13 protein-coding genes are annotated in these 15,566 nt (G+C 74.1%); 4 read left to right on the top strand and 9 right to left on the bottom strand.

The window, feature by feature from the left end; genetic code table 11:
- Positions 1-31 precede the first annotated feature (31 nt).
- Positions 32-1,255, bottom strand: coding sequence for a S8 family peptidase (locus ACIG87_RS19840; protein ID WP_396852156.1), 1,224 nt, complete (start codon positions 1,253-1,255; stop codon positions 32-34).
- A 190-nt stretch (positions 1,256-1,445) separates the two neighbouring features.
- Between ACIG87_RS19840 and ACIG87_RS19835 the strand changes: the two genes are divergently transcribed.
- Entirely contained in the window at positions 1,446-2,930 is a 1,485-nt protein-coding gene (locus ACIG87_RS19835; protein WP_396852154.1) for a methyltransferase, read from the top strand.
- The gene (gene dtd / locus ACIG87_RS19830) at positions 2,930-3,352 is read left to right on the top strand and encodes a D-aminoacyl-tRNA deacylase (protein ID WP_396852153.1); all 423 of its coding nucleotides are present in this window, start codon (positions 2,930-2,932) and stop codon (positions 3,350-3,352) included. The genes ACIG87_RS19835 and dtd overlap by 1 nt, the downstream gene beginning before the upstream one ends.
- A 140-nt stretch (positions 3,353-3,492) precedes the next feature.
- Here the strand turns inward: dtd and ACIG87_RS19825 are convergent, their stop codons facing one another.
- A complete protein-coding gene (locus ACIG87_RS19825; protein ID WP_396852152.1) occupies positions 3,493-4,281 on the bottom strand; it encodes a sporulation protein in 789 nt (262 codons plus the stop codon).
- A 224-nt stretch (positions 4,282-4,505) separates the two neighbouring features.
- Here ACIG87_RS19825 and sigB point away from each other — a divergent pair, with 224 nt between their 5' ends.
- Positions 4,506-5,522, top strand: coding sequence for an RNA polymerase sigma factor SigB (sigB, locus tag ACIG87_RS19820; protein WP_396852151.1), 1,017 nt, complete (start codon positions 4,506-4,508; stop codon positions 5,520-5,522).
- A gap of 52 nt (positions 5,523-5,574) precedes the next feature.
- Here the strand turns inward: sigB and ACIG87_RS19815 are convergent, their stop codons facing one another.
- From ACIG87_RS19815 to ACIG87_RS19805, 3 genes are read right to left on the bottom strand one after another with little or no spacing between them, the layout of a single operon-like run.
- Entirely contained in the window at positions 5,575-8,130 is a 2,556-nt protein-coding gene (locus ACIG87_RS19815; protein ID WP_396852149.1) for a GNAT family N-acetyltransferase, read from the bottom strand.
- 31 nt (positions 8,131-8,161) lie between these two features.
- On the bottom strand, positions 8,162-9,343 hold the full coding sequence (locus ACIG87_RS19810) for an acetoin utilization protein AcuC (RefSeq protein WP_396852147.1): 1,182 nt from the start codon (positions 9,341-9,343) through the stop codon (positions 8,162-8,164).
- Between the two features lie 48 nt (positions 9,344-9,391).
- The gene (locus ACIG87_RS19805) at positions 9,392-10,249 is read right to left on the bottom strand and encodes a sulfurtransferase (protein WP_396852146.1); all 858 of its coding nucleotides are present in this window, start codon (positions 10,247-10,249) and stop codon (positions 9,392-9,394) included.
- A gap of 97 nt (positions 10,250-10,346) precedes the next feature.
- Here ACIG87_RS19805 and ACIG87_RS19800 point away from each other — a divergent pair, with 97 nt between their 5' ends.
- Positions 10,347-11,033 (top strand): metal-dependent transcriptional regulator, encoded by a 687-nt coding sequence (locus tag ACIG87_RS19800; RefSeq protein ID WP_396852144.1) that lies wholly within the window; start codon positions 10,347-10,349, stop codon positions 11,031-11,033.
- Between the two features lie 86 nt (positions 11,034-11,119).
- On the opposite strand, the gene ACIG87_RS19795 is transcribed toward ACIG87_RS19800, so the two are convergent.
- The 4 genes from ACIG87_RS19795 to ACIG87_RS19780 form a co-directional block, all read right to left on the bottom strand.
- On the bottom strand, positions 11,120-11,671 hold the full coding sequence (locus tag ACIG87_RS19795) for a hypothetical protein (protein WP_396852143.1): 552 nt from the start codon (positions 11,669-11,671) through the stop codon (positions 11,120-11,122).
- Between the two features lie 310 nt (positions 11,672-11,981).
- Entirely contained in the window at positions 11,982-12,224 is a 243-nt protein-coding gene (locus ACIG87_RS19790; RefSeq protein ID WP_396852142.1) for a DUF5522 domain-containing protein, read from the bottom strand.
- Positions 12,225-12,482: 258 nt separating this feature from the next.
- Positions 12,483-13,907, bottom strand: coding sequence for an alpha/beta fold hydrolase (locus tag ACIG87_RS19785; RefSeq protein WP_396852140.1), 1,425 nt, complete (start codon positions 13,905-13,907; stop codon positions 12,483-12,485).
- 272 nt (positions 13,908-14,179) lie between these two features.
- Entirely contained in the window at positions 14,180-15,115 is a 936-nt protein-coding gene (locus ACIG87_RS19780; protein ID WP_396852138.1) for a DUF2332 domain-containing protein, read from the bottom strand.
- Positions 15,116-15,566: the final 451 nt, after the last annotated feature.

Raw genomic sequence — 15,566 nt, 5'->3', positions numbered from 1 at the left:
TTGGTGTCCACCGGGCCGGTGGCGCGGGGCGTCAGTTCACGACGTAGAGCAGCCGGTTCGGCGAGCCCGAGCCGGGGCTGGTCACCACGCCGGTGGTGGCGTTGCTGGTCAGGTAGCTGGAGACCTGGGCCGGGGTGTAGGAGGGGTTGGCCGACAGGACCAGGGCGGCGGCACCGGCGACGTGCGGGGACGCCATCGAGGTGCCGCTGATCGTGTCGGTGGCCGTGTCGTTGGTGTTCCAGGCCGAGGTGATGTCGGTGCCGGGGGCGAAGAGGTCGACGCAGCTGCCGTAGTTGGAGTAGGAGGCCCGCGCGTCGGTTTTGGTGGTCGCGCCGACGGTGATCGCCGAGGCGACCCGCGACGGCGAGGAGCTGCACGCGTCGGCGCTGGAGTTGCCGGCTGCCAGCGCGTACGTGACGCCCGAGCTGATCGAGCCGGCGACCGCGTTGTCGAGGGTGGTGCTGACGCCGCCACCGAGGCTCATGTTGGCCACCGCCGGCTTGACCGCGTTGGCGGTCACCCAGTCGACACCGTTGATCACGCCGGTGGTGCTGCCCCGGCCCCGGCAGTTGAGCACCTTGACCGCGATCAGCTGGACGCCCTTGGCGACGCCGTACTTCGCGCCGCCGACGGTGCCGGCGACGTGGGTGCCGTGGCCGTTGCAGTCGGTGTTGTTGGAGTCGACCGTGTTGGTGCCCCAGGTGGCCCGGCCGCCGAAGTCGCTGTGGGTGGTCCGGATGCCGGTGTCGATGATGTACGCCCGCACGTTGGTGCCCGTGTTGGGGTAGGTGTAGCTGGAGTTCAGCGGCAGGTTCCGCTGGTCGATGCGGTCCAGGCCCCAGGAGGGCGGGTTGGCCTGGGTGGCCTGCGCGGTCATCACCCGGTCCTGCTCGACGTAGGCCACCGACGGGTCGGCGGCGAGCCGGCGGGCCTGGCCGGCGCTCATCTTCGCGCTGAAGCCGGTGAGCGCGGCGCTGTAGACGTCGGCGACGCTGCCGCCGTACCGCTTGGTGAGGCTGGCGGCCCGGTCCGGCACCGCGGCGTGGGCGGCGCGGCTGTTGGCGGCGCCGACGACGTCACCCTTCAGCACGACCAGGTAGCTGCCGCTGATCGCGTCCGGGGCGGAGGCGTAGCGGATCTGGCCGGTGGGGGCGGCGAGGGCGGGGGTGGCGGCGGCGACGGAGAGCGCCGCGGCGGCGGCCGCGACGGCGACCGCGCGGATCGCGCGACGCCGGGGAACGGACACGTCGGACATCGTCTGAACTCCCTACCGGGTACGACCGGACAGGCAGGGGCCGTCCGAACGTCCCATCGACGGATGTTGGTGGGAATGGTAGCCAGACATCGATAAACGTGAAAGAGATAATGGTTTGATGATTGCACCGGCGCTATGGATGTCGCGGGTGCCGGCCCGACCGCGCCCCCGCGCCAGGCAGGATGACGAGGTGGACCGATACGACATGCTGCTCTCCCCCGCCGGCGTCGACGCGCTGCGCACCGCGCTCACCAGCGCCGACTTCACCGCCAACGGCATCGCCGGCCGGCTCGGCCCGCAGGCCACCGGCGGGGTGGCCCGCAACGACTTCCGGGCCGCGCTGCGCGCCACCGGGGACGGGGACCCGCTGGCCACCCTGATCCGGGTGTTCGTCTGCGACCAGACCGAGCCCGCACCGGTGGTGGCGGCCGCGCTCGCCCCGCTCGACCTCGCCGAGGCGGTCGCCGCCGGACTGGTCGAGCCGTACGGCGACGGCCTGCGCGCCGGGGTGGACCTGGAGCCGTACGGGGACGCCTGGTGGGTGCTCGCCGACGTGCCGGCCAGCGCCCGCCCGGGTCGACCGCTGCACAGCGAACACGTGCTCGGCATCGGCGGGGCCACCCAGACCCTGATCGGGGCGACCGTGCGCCACCCGGTGGACACCGCCCTGGACCTGGGCACCGGGTCCGGCGTACAGGCCCTCCACCTGGCCACCCATGCCCGGCAGGTCACCGCCACCGACGTCTCGGAACGGGCGCTGCGCTTCGCCGCCACCACCGCCGCGCTCAACGGGCAGGACTGGGAACTGCTGCGCGGGGACCTGGTCGCCCCGGTGGCCGGACGACGGTTCGACCTGGTCGTCAGCAACCCGCCGTTCGTGGTCGGGCCGGGCACCACCACCCACGTCTACCGGGACTCCGGCCGGGTCGGCGACGCGATCGGCGCAGAGCTGGCCGCCGCCGCGCCGGGCCTGCTCACCGAGGGCGGGACCATGCAGTACCTGGCCAACTGGGTGCACGTCGCCGGGGAGGACTGGGGCGAGCGGGTCACCGGCTGGTTCGCCGACACCGGCCTGGACGCCTGGGTGATCCAGCGCGAGGTCGCCGACCCGATGGCGTACGTGAACCTGTGGCTGACCGACGTCGGCGAGGCGGCCGACCCACATCGGATGGCGGCCTGGCTGGACTGGTTCGACGCGCACAAGGTCGAGGCGATCGGCTTCGGCATCGTCTCGCTGCGCCGGGGCGGCCACGCCGACCCGACCATCCGGGTGGAGGATCTGCGCCAGCGGATCGAGCCCCCGCTGGGCGACCAGGTCACCGCCTGGTTCGACCGGCAGGACTTCCTGCGTGCCCGGGGCACCGACGGCCTGCTCGCCACGCGCTACCGGGCGGCCCGGGGGTTGCAACTGCGGCAGGAGGCGACGATCGGCGACGAGGGTTGGGCGGTGGACCGGCAGGTCCTGACGATGCCGCACGGGCTGCGCTGGAGCGAGGAGATCGAGCCGCTGGTGCTCGCCCTGGTCGGCGGCTGTGACGGACGGCTGCCGCTGCGCGACCAGCTCGCCCTGCTCGCCGCCGCGCACGACGTCACCCCGGACGAGTTGGCCGAGGCGGCCGGCCCGGTCGTGGCGCACCTGGTCGAGCGGGGCATCATCGAACCGGTGACCGACTGATGCGGGCGGTGGTGCAGACGGTCGGCCGGGCCAGCGTCACCGTCGACGGCGAGGTGGTCGGCGCGATCACCGACGGCCTGCTGGTGCTGCTGGGCGTGACCCACACCGACACCCCCGAGGTGGCCCGGACGATGGCCCGCAAGGTGCACGAGCTGCGCATCCTCGACGACGAACGCAGCGCCGCCGACACCGGCGCCCCGATCCTGGTGGTCAGCCAGTTCACCCTCTACGGCGACACCCGCAAGGGCCGCCGCCCCAGCTGGATCGCCGCCGCCCCCGCCGAGCTGGCCGAACCCCTGGTCACCGCCGTCGTCGAGGCGCTCCGCACCCGGGGAGCAAAGGTCGAGACCGGCCGCTTCCGCACCCACATGCTCGTCGAAAGCACCAACACCGGCCCCCGCACCCTCCTCCTAGACCTCTAACCCTGTCCCCCTCTCCCCCGCGCTCCCTCCCGCCCCGGTGATCAAGAGGTTTGCGTCAAGTTCGATCTTCAGGTTGACGCAAACCTCTTGATCACCGGACACAGGGAGGGGAGCGGGGGGGGGAGGGGGTTGGGGTGGGGTTAGGAGAAGAGGCCTCGGCGGTGGAGGGACTGGCGGAGCCAGCCGTCGAGTTGGGCGGCCCAGTCGGTGCGGTCGACGGTGGCGTGGTCGACGGTGAAGCGGCCGAAGGCGTCCCGGCCCTCGGTGAACAGGCCGCCGCGCTTGTCCATCTCCAGCACCACCTGCACCTGCTGGGGGTCGGTGACGAAGGTGACCTCCAGTTGGTTGATCGCCCCGGCGTACTGCGGGGCGGGGTAGAACTCGATCTCCTGGTAGAACGGCAGGCTCTGCCGTACGCCGTAGATGTGGCCCCGCTCGACGTCGGCGCGGGCGAACCGGAAGCCCAGCCGCAGCAGCGCCTCCAGCAGCCGTTCCTGCGCCGGCAGCGGATGCACCGAGACCGCGTCCAGGTCACCCTTGTCGACCGCGCGGGCCACCTCCAGCTCGGTACGCAGCCCCATCGTCATCCCGTGCAGGCGGTGGCCGTACAGGTCGGTCAGCGGGGTCTCCCACGGCACGGCGAACCGGAACGGGATGTCGTACCGCTGTCCGGCCGCCAGCCGGAACGGGCCGGTGATCTGCTGCCGGGCGAACTCCTGGGTGGTCTCGTACTCGGAGTCGGCACCCTCCACCTCGACCCGGGTGACCAGGCCGAGCGCCACGTACTCGATGTCGGCGGCGTGGTCGCCGCCGGCCACGTGGACCCGCCCCTCCAGCACCCCGCCGGGACGGCAGTTCGGGTTGGCGAGCACGGTTTCCACCGACGGACCGCCCACCCCCATCGACTGCATGAGCCGTTTGAAGACCACCACGTCCTCCGTTGCCTGTCGCGTGCCGACCCGAGTGGTCGACCGCTGGCACGGTAGCCGGACCCGGCAAGACCAGCGGCGGCCGACACCCCGACCCCGACCGAACTGCTGTCGGGTCCCCGATCGCCTCACCCCCGTTTCACGCCCTGATTGGAAAGCTGTTCATCACCGGAGCCGATGGCACCGGTACGCGGCACAGGAAGCGGACACGGGGAGACACAGAGATGGCCCTGCAGATGATCGATAACCAGACGCGCCCGGCCACCACCACCGACGCCGAGCACGGCACCGACGCCCTCACCGACCTGGACGCCACCGACGAGCGCGGGATCTCCACCGACCTGGTCCGGGCCTACCTCAACGGCATCGGCCGGACGAAGCTGCTGACCGCGGCCCAGGAGGTGGAGCTGGCCAAACGGATCGAGGCCGGGCTGTTCGCCGAGGAGAAGCTGTCGACGTGCACCCCCGTCTCCGGCGACCTGCACGCCGACCTCGCACTGATCGCCCGGCAGGGCCGCGCCGCCAAGGACCACCTGCTGGAGGCGAACCTGCGGCTGGTGGTCAGCATCGCCAAGCGGTACACCGGGCGGGGGATGGCCTTCCTCGACCTGATCCAGGAGGGCAACCTCGGCCTGATCCGCGCGGTCGAGAAGTTCGACTACGCCAAGGGTTACAAGTTCTCCACGTACGCCACCTGGTGGATCCGGCAGGCGATCACCCGGGCGATGGCCGACCAGGCCCGCACCATCCGCATCCCGGTGCACATGGTCGAGCAGGTCAACCGGATGGTCCGGGTCCGCCGGGAGCTGTCGGTCACGCTGGGCCGCGAGCCCATCGTCTCCGAGGTGGCGCGGGCGATGGAGATCCCCGAGTTCCAGGTCATCGAGCTGATCTCGTACGACCGGGAGCCGGTCAGCCTCGACCAGGCCGTCGGCGAGGACGGCGAGAGCGCGCTCGGCGACTTCGTCGCCTCGGTGGACCCGCGCACCGAGCCGGGCGACGCCGCCGCCAACGGCGAACTGCGCAACGAGGTACGGATCGTGCTGGCCACCCTCTCCCAGCGGGAGCAGGCGGTGATCCGGCTCCGGTTCGGCCTGGACGACGGTCGGCAGCGCACCCTCGACGAGGTCGGCAAGGAGTTCGGCCTGTCCCGGGAGCGGATCCGGCAGATCGAGAAGGTCACCCTGCTCAAGCTGCGCGACCCGGAGCGGGCGCAGCGGCTGGAGGCGTACGCCTGCTGAGCGGGATCGGGTGGGGCAGGCCCTCGGCGGTTCGCCGGGGGCCTGCGCGTCGCTAGAGCCGGCGCGGGCCGGTGTCCGGGCGGGCGTCCGCCGTACCGACGCCCACCGCGACGTGCAGCACCGAGATGCCGTCCGGCCGGGCCAGCACCGGGTTGAGGGTGAGCGACCGCACCCGGGGCTGCTCGTCGGCGAGCCGACCCACCCGCAGCAGCAGGTCGGCCAGGGCCGCCCGGTCCACCGGGGCGGCACCCCGGTGCCCGCGCAGCAACGGCGCCGCCCGGGGCTCGTCGACCAGTTCGACGGCGTCCCGGTCGGTCAACGGCACCGCCCGCCAGGCTCGGTCACCGAGCAGTTCCGTGGCGACACCGCCCAGCCCGAAGCCGACCACCGGCCCGAACGCCGGGTCCTCACGCAGCTCCACCACGCAGGCCACCCCGGGCGACACCATCGGCTGGACCAGGACGTCCGCGCCGAAGTCCGCCGTCAGGTCCGCGTACGCCCGGCGCAGCGCGACCGGGTCGGTCAGGTCGAGGCGGACGGCGCCCAGGTCGAGGCGGTGTCGCAGGCCGGGCGCGGCGGCCTTCAACGCCACCGGCCAACCCCACCGCCCGGCGGCGGCGAGCGCCTCGTCGAGGGTGCCGGCCGGCGTCGACTCGACCACCTCGACGCCGTACGCGGCGAGCAACGCGGTCGGGTCGGCGGCATCACCACGCAGCGCGGCCTGCCCGGCGAGCCGGTCGACCCGGGGCAACTCGGGCAGCGTGCCCGGATCCCGACGCAGCCAACCGGCGTACCGGCTGACCCGGCCCAGCGCCCGGACCGCCTCCTCCACGCTCGGGTACGCGGGCAGCCCGACCGGCACCCGGCCGGCGAGAAAGGTGACCACGGTGGGCTTGCCGCCGGCCAACGCCGCCGGCAGGGCCGCGGTGAAGTCGGCCTCCTCGACGGTGAGCTGCCCCGGCAGCGGTGGGGCGAAGACCGCGACCAGCGCGTCCACCCCGTCGTCGGCGGCGGCCCCGGCCAGGGCGGCGGTGAACTCGGCGGCACCGGCGTGCGGGCCGACGTCGCGGGGATAACCGTCGGCGACGGTGAGGCCCTGCCCGGCGCAGGCGGTGGCGGCCAGCCCGGTCAGCGCCGACGAGTTGCCGACCACCCCGACCCGGCCACCGGTGGGCAACGGCTGGTTGGCCAGCAGTGCCCCGACATCGAGCAGTTCGGCGACGGTGTCCACCCGGATCACCCCGGACTGGGCGAAGAGCGCGCTGACGGCGGCCTCGTCGAGTGTCGGGCCGGCGCCGGGCCCGGCCGGGCGGGCCAGCGAGGCCAGCGCCACCACCGGTTTGTCCCGGCCGATCCGGCGGACCAACCGGGCGAACTTGCGCGGATTGCCGAAGGTCTCCAGGTAGAGGAGGACCACGTCGGTGCCGGGGTCGTCCTGCCAGTACTGGAGCAGGTCGTTGCCGGAGACGTCGGCCCGGTTGCCGGCCGACACGAAACTGGACAGGCCCAGCCCTCGGCGCTGTGCCTCGGCCAGCAGCGCCACCCCGAACGCCCCGGACTGGCTGAAGAAACCCACCCGGCCGGGGGCCGGCAACACCGGGGCCAGGGTGGCGTTGAGCCGTACCCGCGCGTCGCTGTTCGCCACGCCCAGGCAGTTCGGGCCGACGACCCGCATGCCGGCGGCGTGCGCCGCCCGGACCAGGGCCCGCTGGGCCGCCGCGCCCGCCGGCCCGGCCTCGGCGAAGCCGGCGGAGATGATCACCAGGCCGTGCGCGCCGGCGAGGGCCGCGTCGGCCACCACCCCGGGTGCCGCGTCGGGGGGCACCGCCACGACCGCCAGGTCGACCGGCACGCCCGCATCCGCCGCCGACGGGAACGCGGGCAGCCCCGCCACCGTGCGCGCGCCCGGATGCACCGGCACGATCGCCCCCGGGTAGCCGCCGTCGCGCAGGTGCCCGAGGACGGCCGCGCCGACGCCCTGCCCGGTGGCGCTGGCCCCGTAGACGGCCACCCCGCGCGGAGCGAGCAGCCGGGCGATGGAACGGGCCTCGGTACGGTGCTCCCGGCCGCGCTGCACCGCCAGGGTCGCCTCGGTCGGTGCGATCGGGAAGGTCAGGTGCACCACCCCGTCGGCGAACTGACGTCGCACCTGGTAGCCGAAGTCGGAGAAGACCCGCAGCATCACGCCGTTGGTGGGCAGCACCTCGGCGACGAAGTGCCCGATGCCGGCCCGGCGGGCCGCGTCGGCCAGGTGCTCCAGCAGCACCGAGCCGATCCCCCGCCCCTGGTAGGCGTCCTCCACCACGAAGGCCACCTCGGCCTCCGGGGCCGCCGGCCCCAGCCGCTCGTACCGGCCGACGGCGACGATCCGGGCGCCGGCCAGCACCACGAACGCCTCCCGGTCCCGGTGGTCGACGTGGACGAACCGGTGCAGGTCCCGCTCCGGAATCCGTGGGTACGGCGAGAAGTACCGCAGGTAGCGGGTGCGCTCGGAGAAGCGCCCGTGCATCGAGACGATCTCCGGCGCGTCCTGCGGCCGGATCGGTCGCAGGCTGACGGTGCTGCCGTCGCTGAGCAGCACGTCCACCGGTTGGTCGACAGTGGTCACCGGGTCCGGTCCCCTCCCCAGGTCGCCGGGCTCAGTCGCGCGGATCGTACGGGTCCAGCCCGAGCAGCGGGAACACCGCCTTGCGGGTGGCCGCCACGGCCCGGTCCACCGAGTTCGGCTCACCGGTCGGCTGCCACGGCTGGTAGTCCGGGTCGACGTCGTCGGTCATCCGCAGCGGGACGTCCCGGCCGGGCAGCCGTTGGGCGGCCAGGGCCCGCCAGCCGGGCGGGGTGAGGGTGGCCGGGTCGATCGGGGTGCCGGCGGCCACCGCGAGCAGGTGCGTCCAGGCCCGGGGCACCACCTCCACCAGGGCGTACCCGCCGCCGCCGGTGGCCACCCAGCGGCCGTCGCACAACTCGTCGGCGAGTGCCCGCAACGTCAGGTAGGTGGCCCGCTGCCCGTCCACCGACAGGTGCAGGTCCGCCAGCGGGTCGATCCGGTGCCCGTCGGCGCCGCACTGGGTGACCAGGATCTGCGGCCGGAACGCCCGCAGCACCGACGGCACGATCGCGTGAAAGGCGCGCTGCCAGCCGCTGTCGTCGGTACCCGGCGGCAGCGGCACGTTGACCGCGCTGCCCTGCGCCCCCGGCCCGCCCGTCTCGTCGGGGAACCCGGTGCCGGGGAAGAGCGCGAGCGGGGTCTCGTGCAGGCTCACCGTGAGCACCCGGGGGTCGTGGTAGAAGATCTCCTGCACCCCGTCGCCGTGGTGCACGTCCACGTCGACGTAGGCGACCCGTTCGGCGCCCAGGTCGAGCAGGCGGGCGATGGCCACCGCCGGATCGTTGTAGACGCAGAACCCGGCGGCCCGGTCGGGCATGGCGTGGTGCAACCCACCGGCCACGTTGACCGCGCGCCGGGCCTCGCCCCGCCAGACCGCCTCGGCGGCGGCCACACTCGCCCCGGTGACCAACGCGCTGGAGTCGTGCATCCCGTCGAACACCGGATTGTCCGAGGTGCCCAGCCCGTAGCCGGCGAAGAGCGGGTCGCGGGGAGCGCGCCGGACCGCCGCCAGGTAGTCCGGCAGGTGCACCCGGGTCAGCGTCGCGTCGTCGGCCGGCTCGGGCTTGAGCAGCCGTACCCCGGGCCGGTCCAGGACGCCCAGCTCCCGGGCCAGCGCCACGGTCAGCTCGACCCGGACCGGGTCGAGCGGGTGCTCCCCCATGTCGTAGTCGAGCAGGGACTCGTCCCACACCACCAGCGTGTCGTCCGACATGGGGTCATCGTCGCATGTGAGTCACCGGTCGCCCACCGCACGCGCTGGTCAGCCGCCCGGTGTCGGGCCGGTGGCCACCGGACGGGACGGGTCGGCGACCCACCCGCTCCACGATCCGACGTAGAGCGCGGCGTCCGGCCGACCGGCCAGGTGCAGGGCCAGCACGGCCTGCGCGGCGGTCACTCCCGATCCGCAGTACGCCCCCACCGGCCGGCCGGCGCTCACCCCGGCGGCGGCGAACCTGTCGCGCAGCACCTCGGCGGGCGGGAAACGCCCCTCGGTGACGTACTCCGGGGCGGGCAGGTTGACCGCGCCCGGCACGTGCCCGGCGACCGGGTCGATCGGCTCGGTCTCACCCCGGTAGCGGGGCGCGGCCCGGACGTCCAGCAGCACCCCGTCGTCGGCCGCCGCGAGCCGGGCCGCGTCGGCGGCGTCCAGCACCGGCAGCGCACCCGGACGGACGGTCACGTCGCCGGCCGGCGGGGTGGGCACCTCGCCGGTGCTGGGCAGCCCGGCGGCGAGCCAGGCCGGCCAGCCGCCGGCCAGCGACCGCACCGGCCGGTGCCCGGCCCAGCGCAACGTCCACCAGGCGCGGGCGGCGGCCAGCCCGTCGCCGCCGTCGTACACGACCACGGGATGACCGGCGCGGACGCCGGCCGCCCGCAGCGCGGCCTGGAGCGCGGCCGGGTCGGGCAGCGGGTGCCGGCCAGCACCACCGGGCGGACCGCACAACGCGGTGTCCAGGTCGACGAAGACCGCCCCGGGCAGGTGTCCGGCGGTGTAGTCCTCGCGGCCGGGTGGGCCGGTCAGCCGCCAGCGGACGTCCAGGAGGGTCGGTGGGTCGGGCTGGGCCAGCTCGGCGGCGAGCCGGTCCGGCTCGATCAGCGGGTCGTCGGTACCGGACATGAGGTCCAGTCAACACCATCAGGGCATCGACCTCGCGATTCGGCGCAGGTCGATCTTCGTGTGCCGGGGTAGCATCGACCACCGGGAGGCCGCTGACGTGAAGCATGACCTGGTCGACACGACCGAAATGTACCTGCGCACCATCCTCGAACTGGAAGAGGAAGGGGTGCCACCGCTGCGTGCCCGGATCGCCGAGCGGTTGCGGCAGAGCGGGCCGACCGTCAGCCAGACCGTGGCCCGGATGGAACGCGACGGGCTGCTCACCGTCGAGGGTGACCGGCACCTGGCGCTCACCGCGCTGGGCCGGGGCAGCGCGGTGTCGGTGATGCGCAAGCACCGGCTCGCCGAGTTGCTGCTGGTCAACGTGATCGGCATGCCCTACGAGGAGGCCCACGAGGAGGCCTGCCGGTGGGAGCACGTGATGAGCGACGCGGTGGAGAAGCGGGTCTACGACCTGCTCAACCGCCCCACCCGCTCGCCGTACGGCAACCCGATCCCGGGGCTGGAGGAGCTGGGCTCACCGGAGGCCGAGGCCACCGACACCGTCGAGGCCGAACGGAACCTCGCCTTCCCCGGGCTGACCGGCCAGGTGGTGGTCCGGCGGATCTGCGAGAGCGTGCAGACCGACGCCGACGTGCTGCGTCAGCTGCACGCCGCCGGGGTGGACCCGGGCGCCACGGTCACCGTCGCCCAGGAACGCGACGGGGTGTTCATCGACCGGTCGGGCGAACGGGTCCGGCTGCCCCGCGAGGTCGCCTCCCGGGTCTTCGTCGCCGCCCACTGAACCCTGGCCCGCCACACCTCGTTCCACGGCGGCTGCGTGCCTGTCGGCGTCGCCCCTGCGCCGGGCCCGGGGCGACGGCGCGGGCGTCACAGTGACCGGGTGTCGAGCTTCCTGGCCAGGTCGACCAGCCGGCCGGCCACCTCACCGGCGGTCGCCCGGTCGTCGTCCGGCGGGCAGGTCCACCGGAGCGTGGCCAGCCGATCCTCGGTGGCCAGCCAGCCCACCTCGGCCGTCGGGCCGTGCCCGGCGGTCTTCGCGCCGGTCCGTCGGTAGGCGGCCTGGCCCAGCTTCGTCACCTTCGTCGCCCCGTCGGGCAGCACGTCGGCGGTGAAGGTGGGCACGTCGATCGAGGTGTCGGTGACCGTCAGGGTCAGCTCCGGCCAGTTGGCGTCGGTGGCCCGGACCACGCAGGTACGGGTGTCGCCCCGGTCGCTGGCCGCCGCCACGTCGAAGCGGATCTCGGTGTGCTCCTCGATCACCGCGAAGTCGAGCAACGTGCACGCCCCGCCGGACGAGGCGGCATCCACCTCCACGGCAGCCGGCTCCCCCGCCGGCAGCCGCACCGGATCGACCTCCGACGCGCCACAGCCCGTGGTCAACAGCACGCCCACGCCGGCCAGCCAGATCCGCCCGTGCACGGGCACACCTCCGTGATCGTCGACGGGAGTCCGCCGAGTGCCCGGTCGACGGACCGACCAGGTGGCCGGTCGACGGACCCGCCGGGTGTCCGTCGGAAACCGTACGGGTTGGGCCCGCCGGACGGAAGACCTCGAACGCCCCCTTTTCGCCCGGTCAGGTCGGCGGAAAGTCGCGCACGTGGTCACAGTGGATACCGCACCACGAACCACACCCGCCGGCGCAGCAGCCGGTCGTCGGCCGACTGCGCCGTCATCGGTCCCCCGTCGGTCCGCACCAACCCGGGTGGGCCGGGTGGCCGGGCCACCTGGATCAGTCGTCGACGTACGGGCAGTGTCGGCAGCCGCGCCCGCAGCAGGTGCCGCGCCGGGCCAGGAAGCCGGCACTGAGGACGAACAGCCCGGTGGTCGGGTCGGAATAGCCGGCCTCCCCGGCGGCGAGCGCGGCGGCGTGCGCGGCCAGTATCCGCTCCCGGTCCGGGTGCGCGGGCGGCAGCCGGGACGGGTGCGGCTCGGTCAACAGCCGGTCCGCCAACGGACGTCGTTCGCCCTTCATCGCGACGAGTCTACTGACCGTCGGCAGGTGAGAACGGCGGTGTGCCGGCCCAGCCGGTGGGGTAACAGCGACCCGTGCGGGGTCGCCGGCCTTCCTGGGGCGGCTGGGGACGGCGGCTCCGCAGGCACGGCTCGAGGTGTCCGAGTTGCCCCGGGTCGACGAGCGGGTCACCCGACGCTTCTCCACCGACACCGAGCGCCAGGGCCGCGCTGGTCGGCCGCCCGACGGCGGGAGCCCACGGTACGAACAGCCGCGAACTCAGCTTCCCGCGCCGCCGGTCTCGGCGCGGACCCGGGTCAGCAGGTCGACGAAGGGGCCGGGCTGTTGGTAGAGCGACCGGTGGCCGGCGTCGTCCAGCACCACGTGCTCCTTGTGCGGGGCCCGGAGTTGGGCGTACCACTGGTCGGTCAGGGCCAGCCGGCCCGGCACCTCGTGCGCGCCGTCGACCAGGTAGACCGGGATCGCGAGCTGTCGCACCTGGGTGCGCAGGTCGACCTGCTGGACCTTCGGGTAGAGCACGTCCCAGCCGTCGAGGGTGCCGCCGAGCACGTGCGCCTTCTCCAGCAGGGTGTACTCGACGACGCCGAGGTTCTCCCCCGCTCCGCCCAGGCCCTCGTGGTTGCCGGTGCGGTCGAAGTCGAAGGCGGCGGTCTCGTTGGCCAGCAGCGGCTCGTAGTGGTACATCTCCGGATACGGCGGTGGCCCCAGGTCGGTCAGCTGCTTCGCCAGATCGGTCCGCCCGGTGCGGCCGGCCCAGGCAACGGTGTCGGTGTACTGGCTGCGGTCGGCGTCCAGCAGGTCGACCGCCTGCCCGACGCCGACGTACGCCCGGAACAGCTCCGGGCGGCGCTGCACGGCGACGGCCGCGACCAGCGACCCCCCGGAGTGCGCCACCAGGTAGACGTTCGGCCGACCGAAGCGCTGCCGCAGCCGGTCGGCGACGGCGAGCAGGTCGGCGACCTCACTGTCGAGGGTCAACGACGACGAGGGCGCGAACGCCGCCCAGGACCGTGCCGCGCCCCGCCGGTCCACGGTCGCCACCACGAACTGCCGTTCCAGGCCGGCGAGATGTCGGCGGATCGCCCCCACCTCGGAACTGCCCGGCCCGCCGGGCAGGAAGAGCAGCACCGGGGCGTGCCGGTCGGCACCCCGCAGCAACACCCCCAGCTCCCGATCGCCACCGCCTCGCACGGTGGTCAGCTCGGCGATCCCACCCGGCACGGCGGGCGTTCCGGCCGGCAGGGCCACCCCGACCGTCACGAGCGCGACCAGCGCGGCGAGCACCCCCACCCCGGCCCGCCCCAGCCATGTCCACACCGGGCGTCGGCCCGCCATCCGGGCGGCACGCCGAGCCAGTCCCGCACCGTACGCCGCGCCGACCAGCAGCGGCAGCAGGGACAGCAGCCCGTGCACGCCCCGACCGAGCAGCAGCGCGCCGATGCCGAAGCTGCTCAGGTGCGGGGCGTCCACGGTGGGCCCCCGCAGCGGCCAGCGGACCAGCTCGACGGCGAGCGCGAAGAACACCGGGGCGACGAGCATCGTCCAGCGGGACCGGCCCGACCAGCCGGCGAGCCCGCCGACCGCGAGGCTGACCAGGATCGACGTCACCGCCTCGGCGGTGGTGCCGGGGCCGCGCGGGGTCCACCAGCCGACGATCAGCCCCCAGCCGAGCGGGGCCACCACGGCGACGGCCCACCGAGCGGAGCCGCCCCACCGGGCATGCCGGGCGAACGGGACAGGTCGGGTAGACGAGGCAGGACGGGGCAACGACGGCTTCGCCATGACACCTCACCGGAGTCGTCGGGGTGCCAGCCTAACGATGATCGATCTCACCCGCTGCCCCATGGTCGTCGACGGACCGTCACGGAGTCCCGCCACGTCGGCCGGAGTGACCGGCAATGACCCGGGGCGCACCGCCGGTGGACGAGGCCCCGGTCGCGGCCGGCGCACCCCGGTCAGCCGAACCAGTACACCGCCTGGCCGTGCGAGTTGATCCAGGCCAGCGGAGTTCCGTCCAGGCCGAGCACGTTGTACAGCGCCCCGTCGGGCGGGGCCGGCAGCCGACCCCAGTCGAGCACGTCGGCCGCCTCGGCGGCCACCCAGTGCGCGGGCAGGGCACGGACCAGCTCGACGAAGGCCGCCCGGCGCGGCGGCGGCACCTGGTAGAGCACGGAGGTGTGCAGGATCACCAGCGTCGCGCCGGCCGGTGCCCGTGCGGCCAACGCCGGCAGATCGTCGACCAGGTCACCGCGGACCAGTTCCGGCGGATCGGCGGCGGCCACCGCCGCCGCGGCCCGCAGTCGGTCCCGACGGTGGGCGTGCTCCGGCCAGATCAGCGCGTCGAGCCAGTCGACGTCGGCCGGGTCGGTGACGTCGAGCGGGTTCAGGTCCAGACCCGCCCGCCACACCACCTGCGGGCGGGTGACCGGTGGGGCCGTCCCGGCGAGCGCGCAGTCGAGGACCGGCTCCCCCTGGCCGAGCAGGTGGTCGCCGTAGCGGTAGGCGTACCGGTCGGGGAAGAGGCACAGGCCGGCGGACGCGCCGACCTCCAGCAGCGCCAGCGGCTGCGGCAACCCGGCCAGCACCGGCAGCAGGGCCGCGCAGCGTCCGGCCTCGTTGGTCTGCACCGCCCGGGTGAGCATCGCCGCCCGCACCGCCGGCCAGTGCGCCACCGTGTGGGCGCGGAACGCGGCCGGGTCGTCGACCGGGCCGCCACGCCAGCGGACGACGCCGAAGAGCAGTTGCGGCTGCCGCCTGGCCGGCGGCAGGGTGTCGAGCAGCGCCAACAGTTCGTCGTCCCGGGCGACCGCGTGGGCCAGCCGCTCGTACGACGGTGAGACGCCGTGCGCCTCCCGGGTGGCGAACTCGACGTACCGATCAGCGGTGGTCATGTCCCGATGATCCCCGCCGCGCCCGTCCGGTGCGGTGCGGCCCCACGCGGTGCCGTGCCGACCGTCCCGCGCGCCCGCCGGATTGATCCACTCACCGGGGGCGACGTAGCGGTGTCCGGGTAGGACCGATACCGCTACCTCGCCCCACAAGAGTCGATCATGACGATGGACGCCGGACAAAGTGCGGGAGGGCCGGCACCCGCCCGGTGCCGGCCCTCCCGTCTCGTGTTTTGACCGTTTTTGGGCAGGGTGGTCTTGGGTGTGGTGTGGGTGTTTGGTGGTGCTGTGGGGGGTGGGTGGTTACTTTCCCTTGTGGAGGGCGTTTCGGCGGATGACTGGGTAGCGGGTGCGGCGTTTGCGGCGTTTGCCGGCGGGTCGTCCGGGGCCGGGGTGTCCGGGTTTCGGGTGGCCTGGTGGATGCCAGGCGTTGCGCAGAGCGGGCGAAACCTGG

Source organism: Micromonospora sp. NPDC051925 (assembly GCF_044548625.1).
Classification (GTDB): Bacteria; Actinomycetota; Actinomycetes; order Mycobacteriales; family Micromonosporaceae; genus Micromonospora.
Note: the sequence above shows the minus strand (reverse complement) of the source record. Positions and strands in the feature narration are given on the sequence as shown.

Bases quoted from the DNA above. Each gene is read 5' to 3' on its own strand.
- ACIG87_RS19840 (WP_396852156.1), bottom strand. From the start codon at position 1,255: ATGTCCGACGTGTCCGTTCCCCGGCGTCGCGCGATCCGCGCGGTCGCC.
- dtd (WP_396852153.1), top strand. From the start codon at position 2,930: ATGCGGGCGGTGGTGCAGACGGTCGGCCGGGCCAGCGTCACCGTCGAC.
- sigB (WP_396852151.1), top strand. From the start codon at position 4,506: ATGGCCCTGCAGATGATCGATAACCAGACGCGCCCGGCCACCACCACC.
- ACIG87_RS19810 (WP_396852147.1), bottom strand. From the start codon at position 9,343: ATGTCGGACGACACGCTGGTGGTGTGGGACGAGTCCCTGCTCGACTAC.
- ACIG87_RS19805 (WP_396852146.1), bottom strand. From the start codon at position 10,249: ATGTCCGGTACCGACGACCCGCTGATCGAGCCGGACCGGCTCGCCGCC.
- ACIG87_RS19790 (WP_396852142.1), bottom strand. From the start codon at position 12,224: ATGAAGGGCGAACGACGTCCGTTGGCGGACCGGCTGTTGACCGAGCCG.
- ACIG87_RS19780 (WP_396852138.1), bottom strand. From the start codon at position 15,115: ATGACCACCGCTGATCGGTACGTCGAGTTCGCCACCCGGGAGGCGCAC.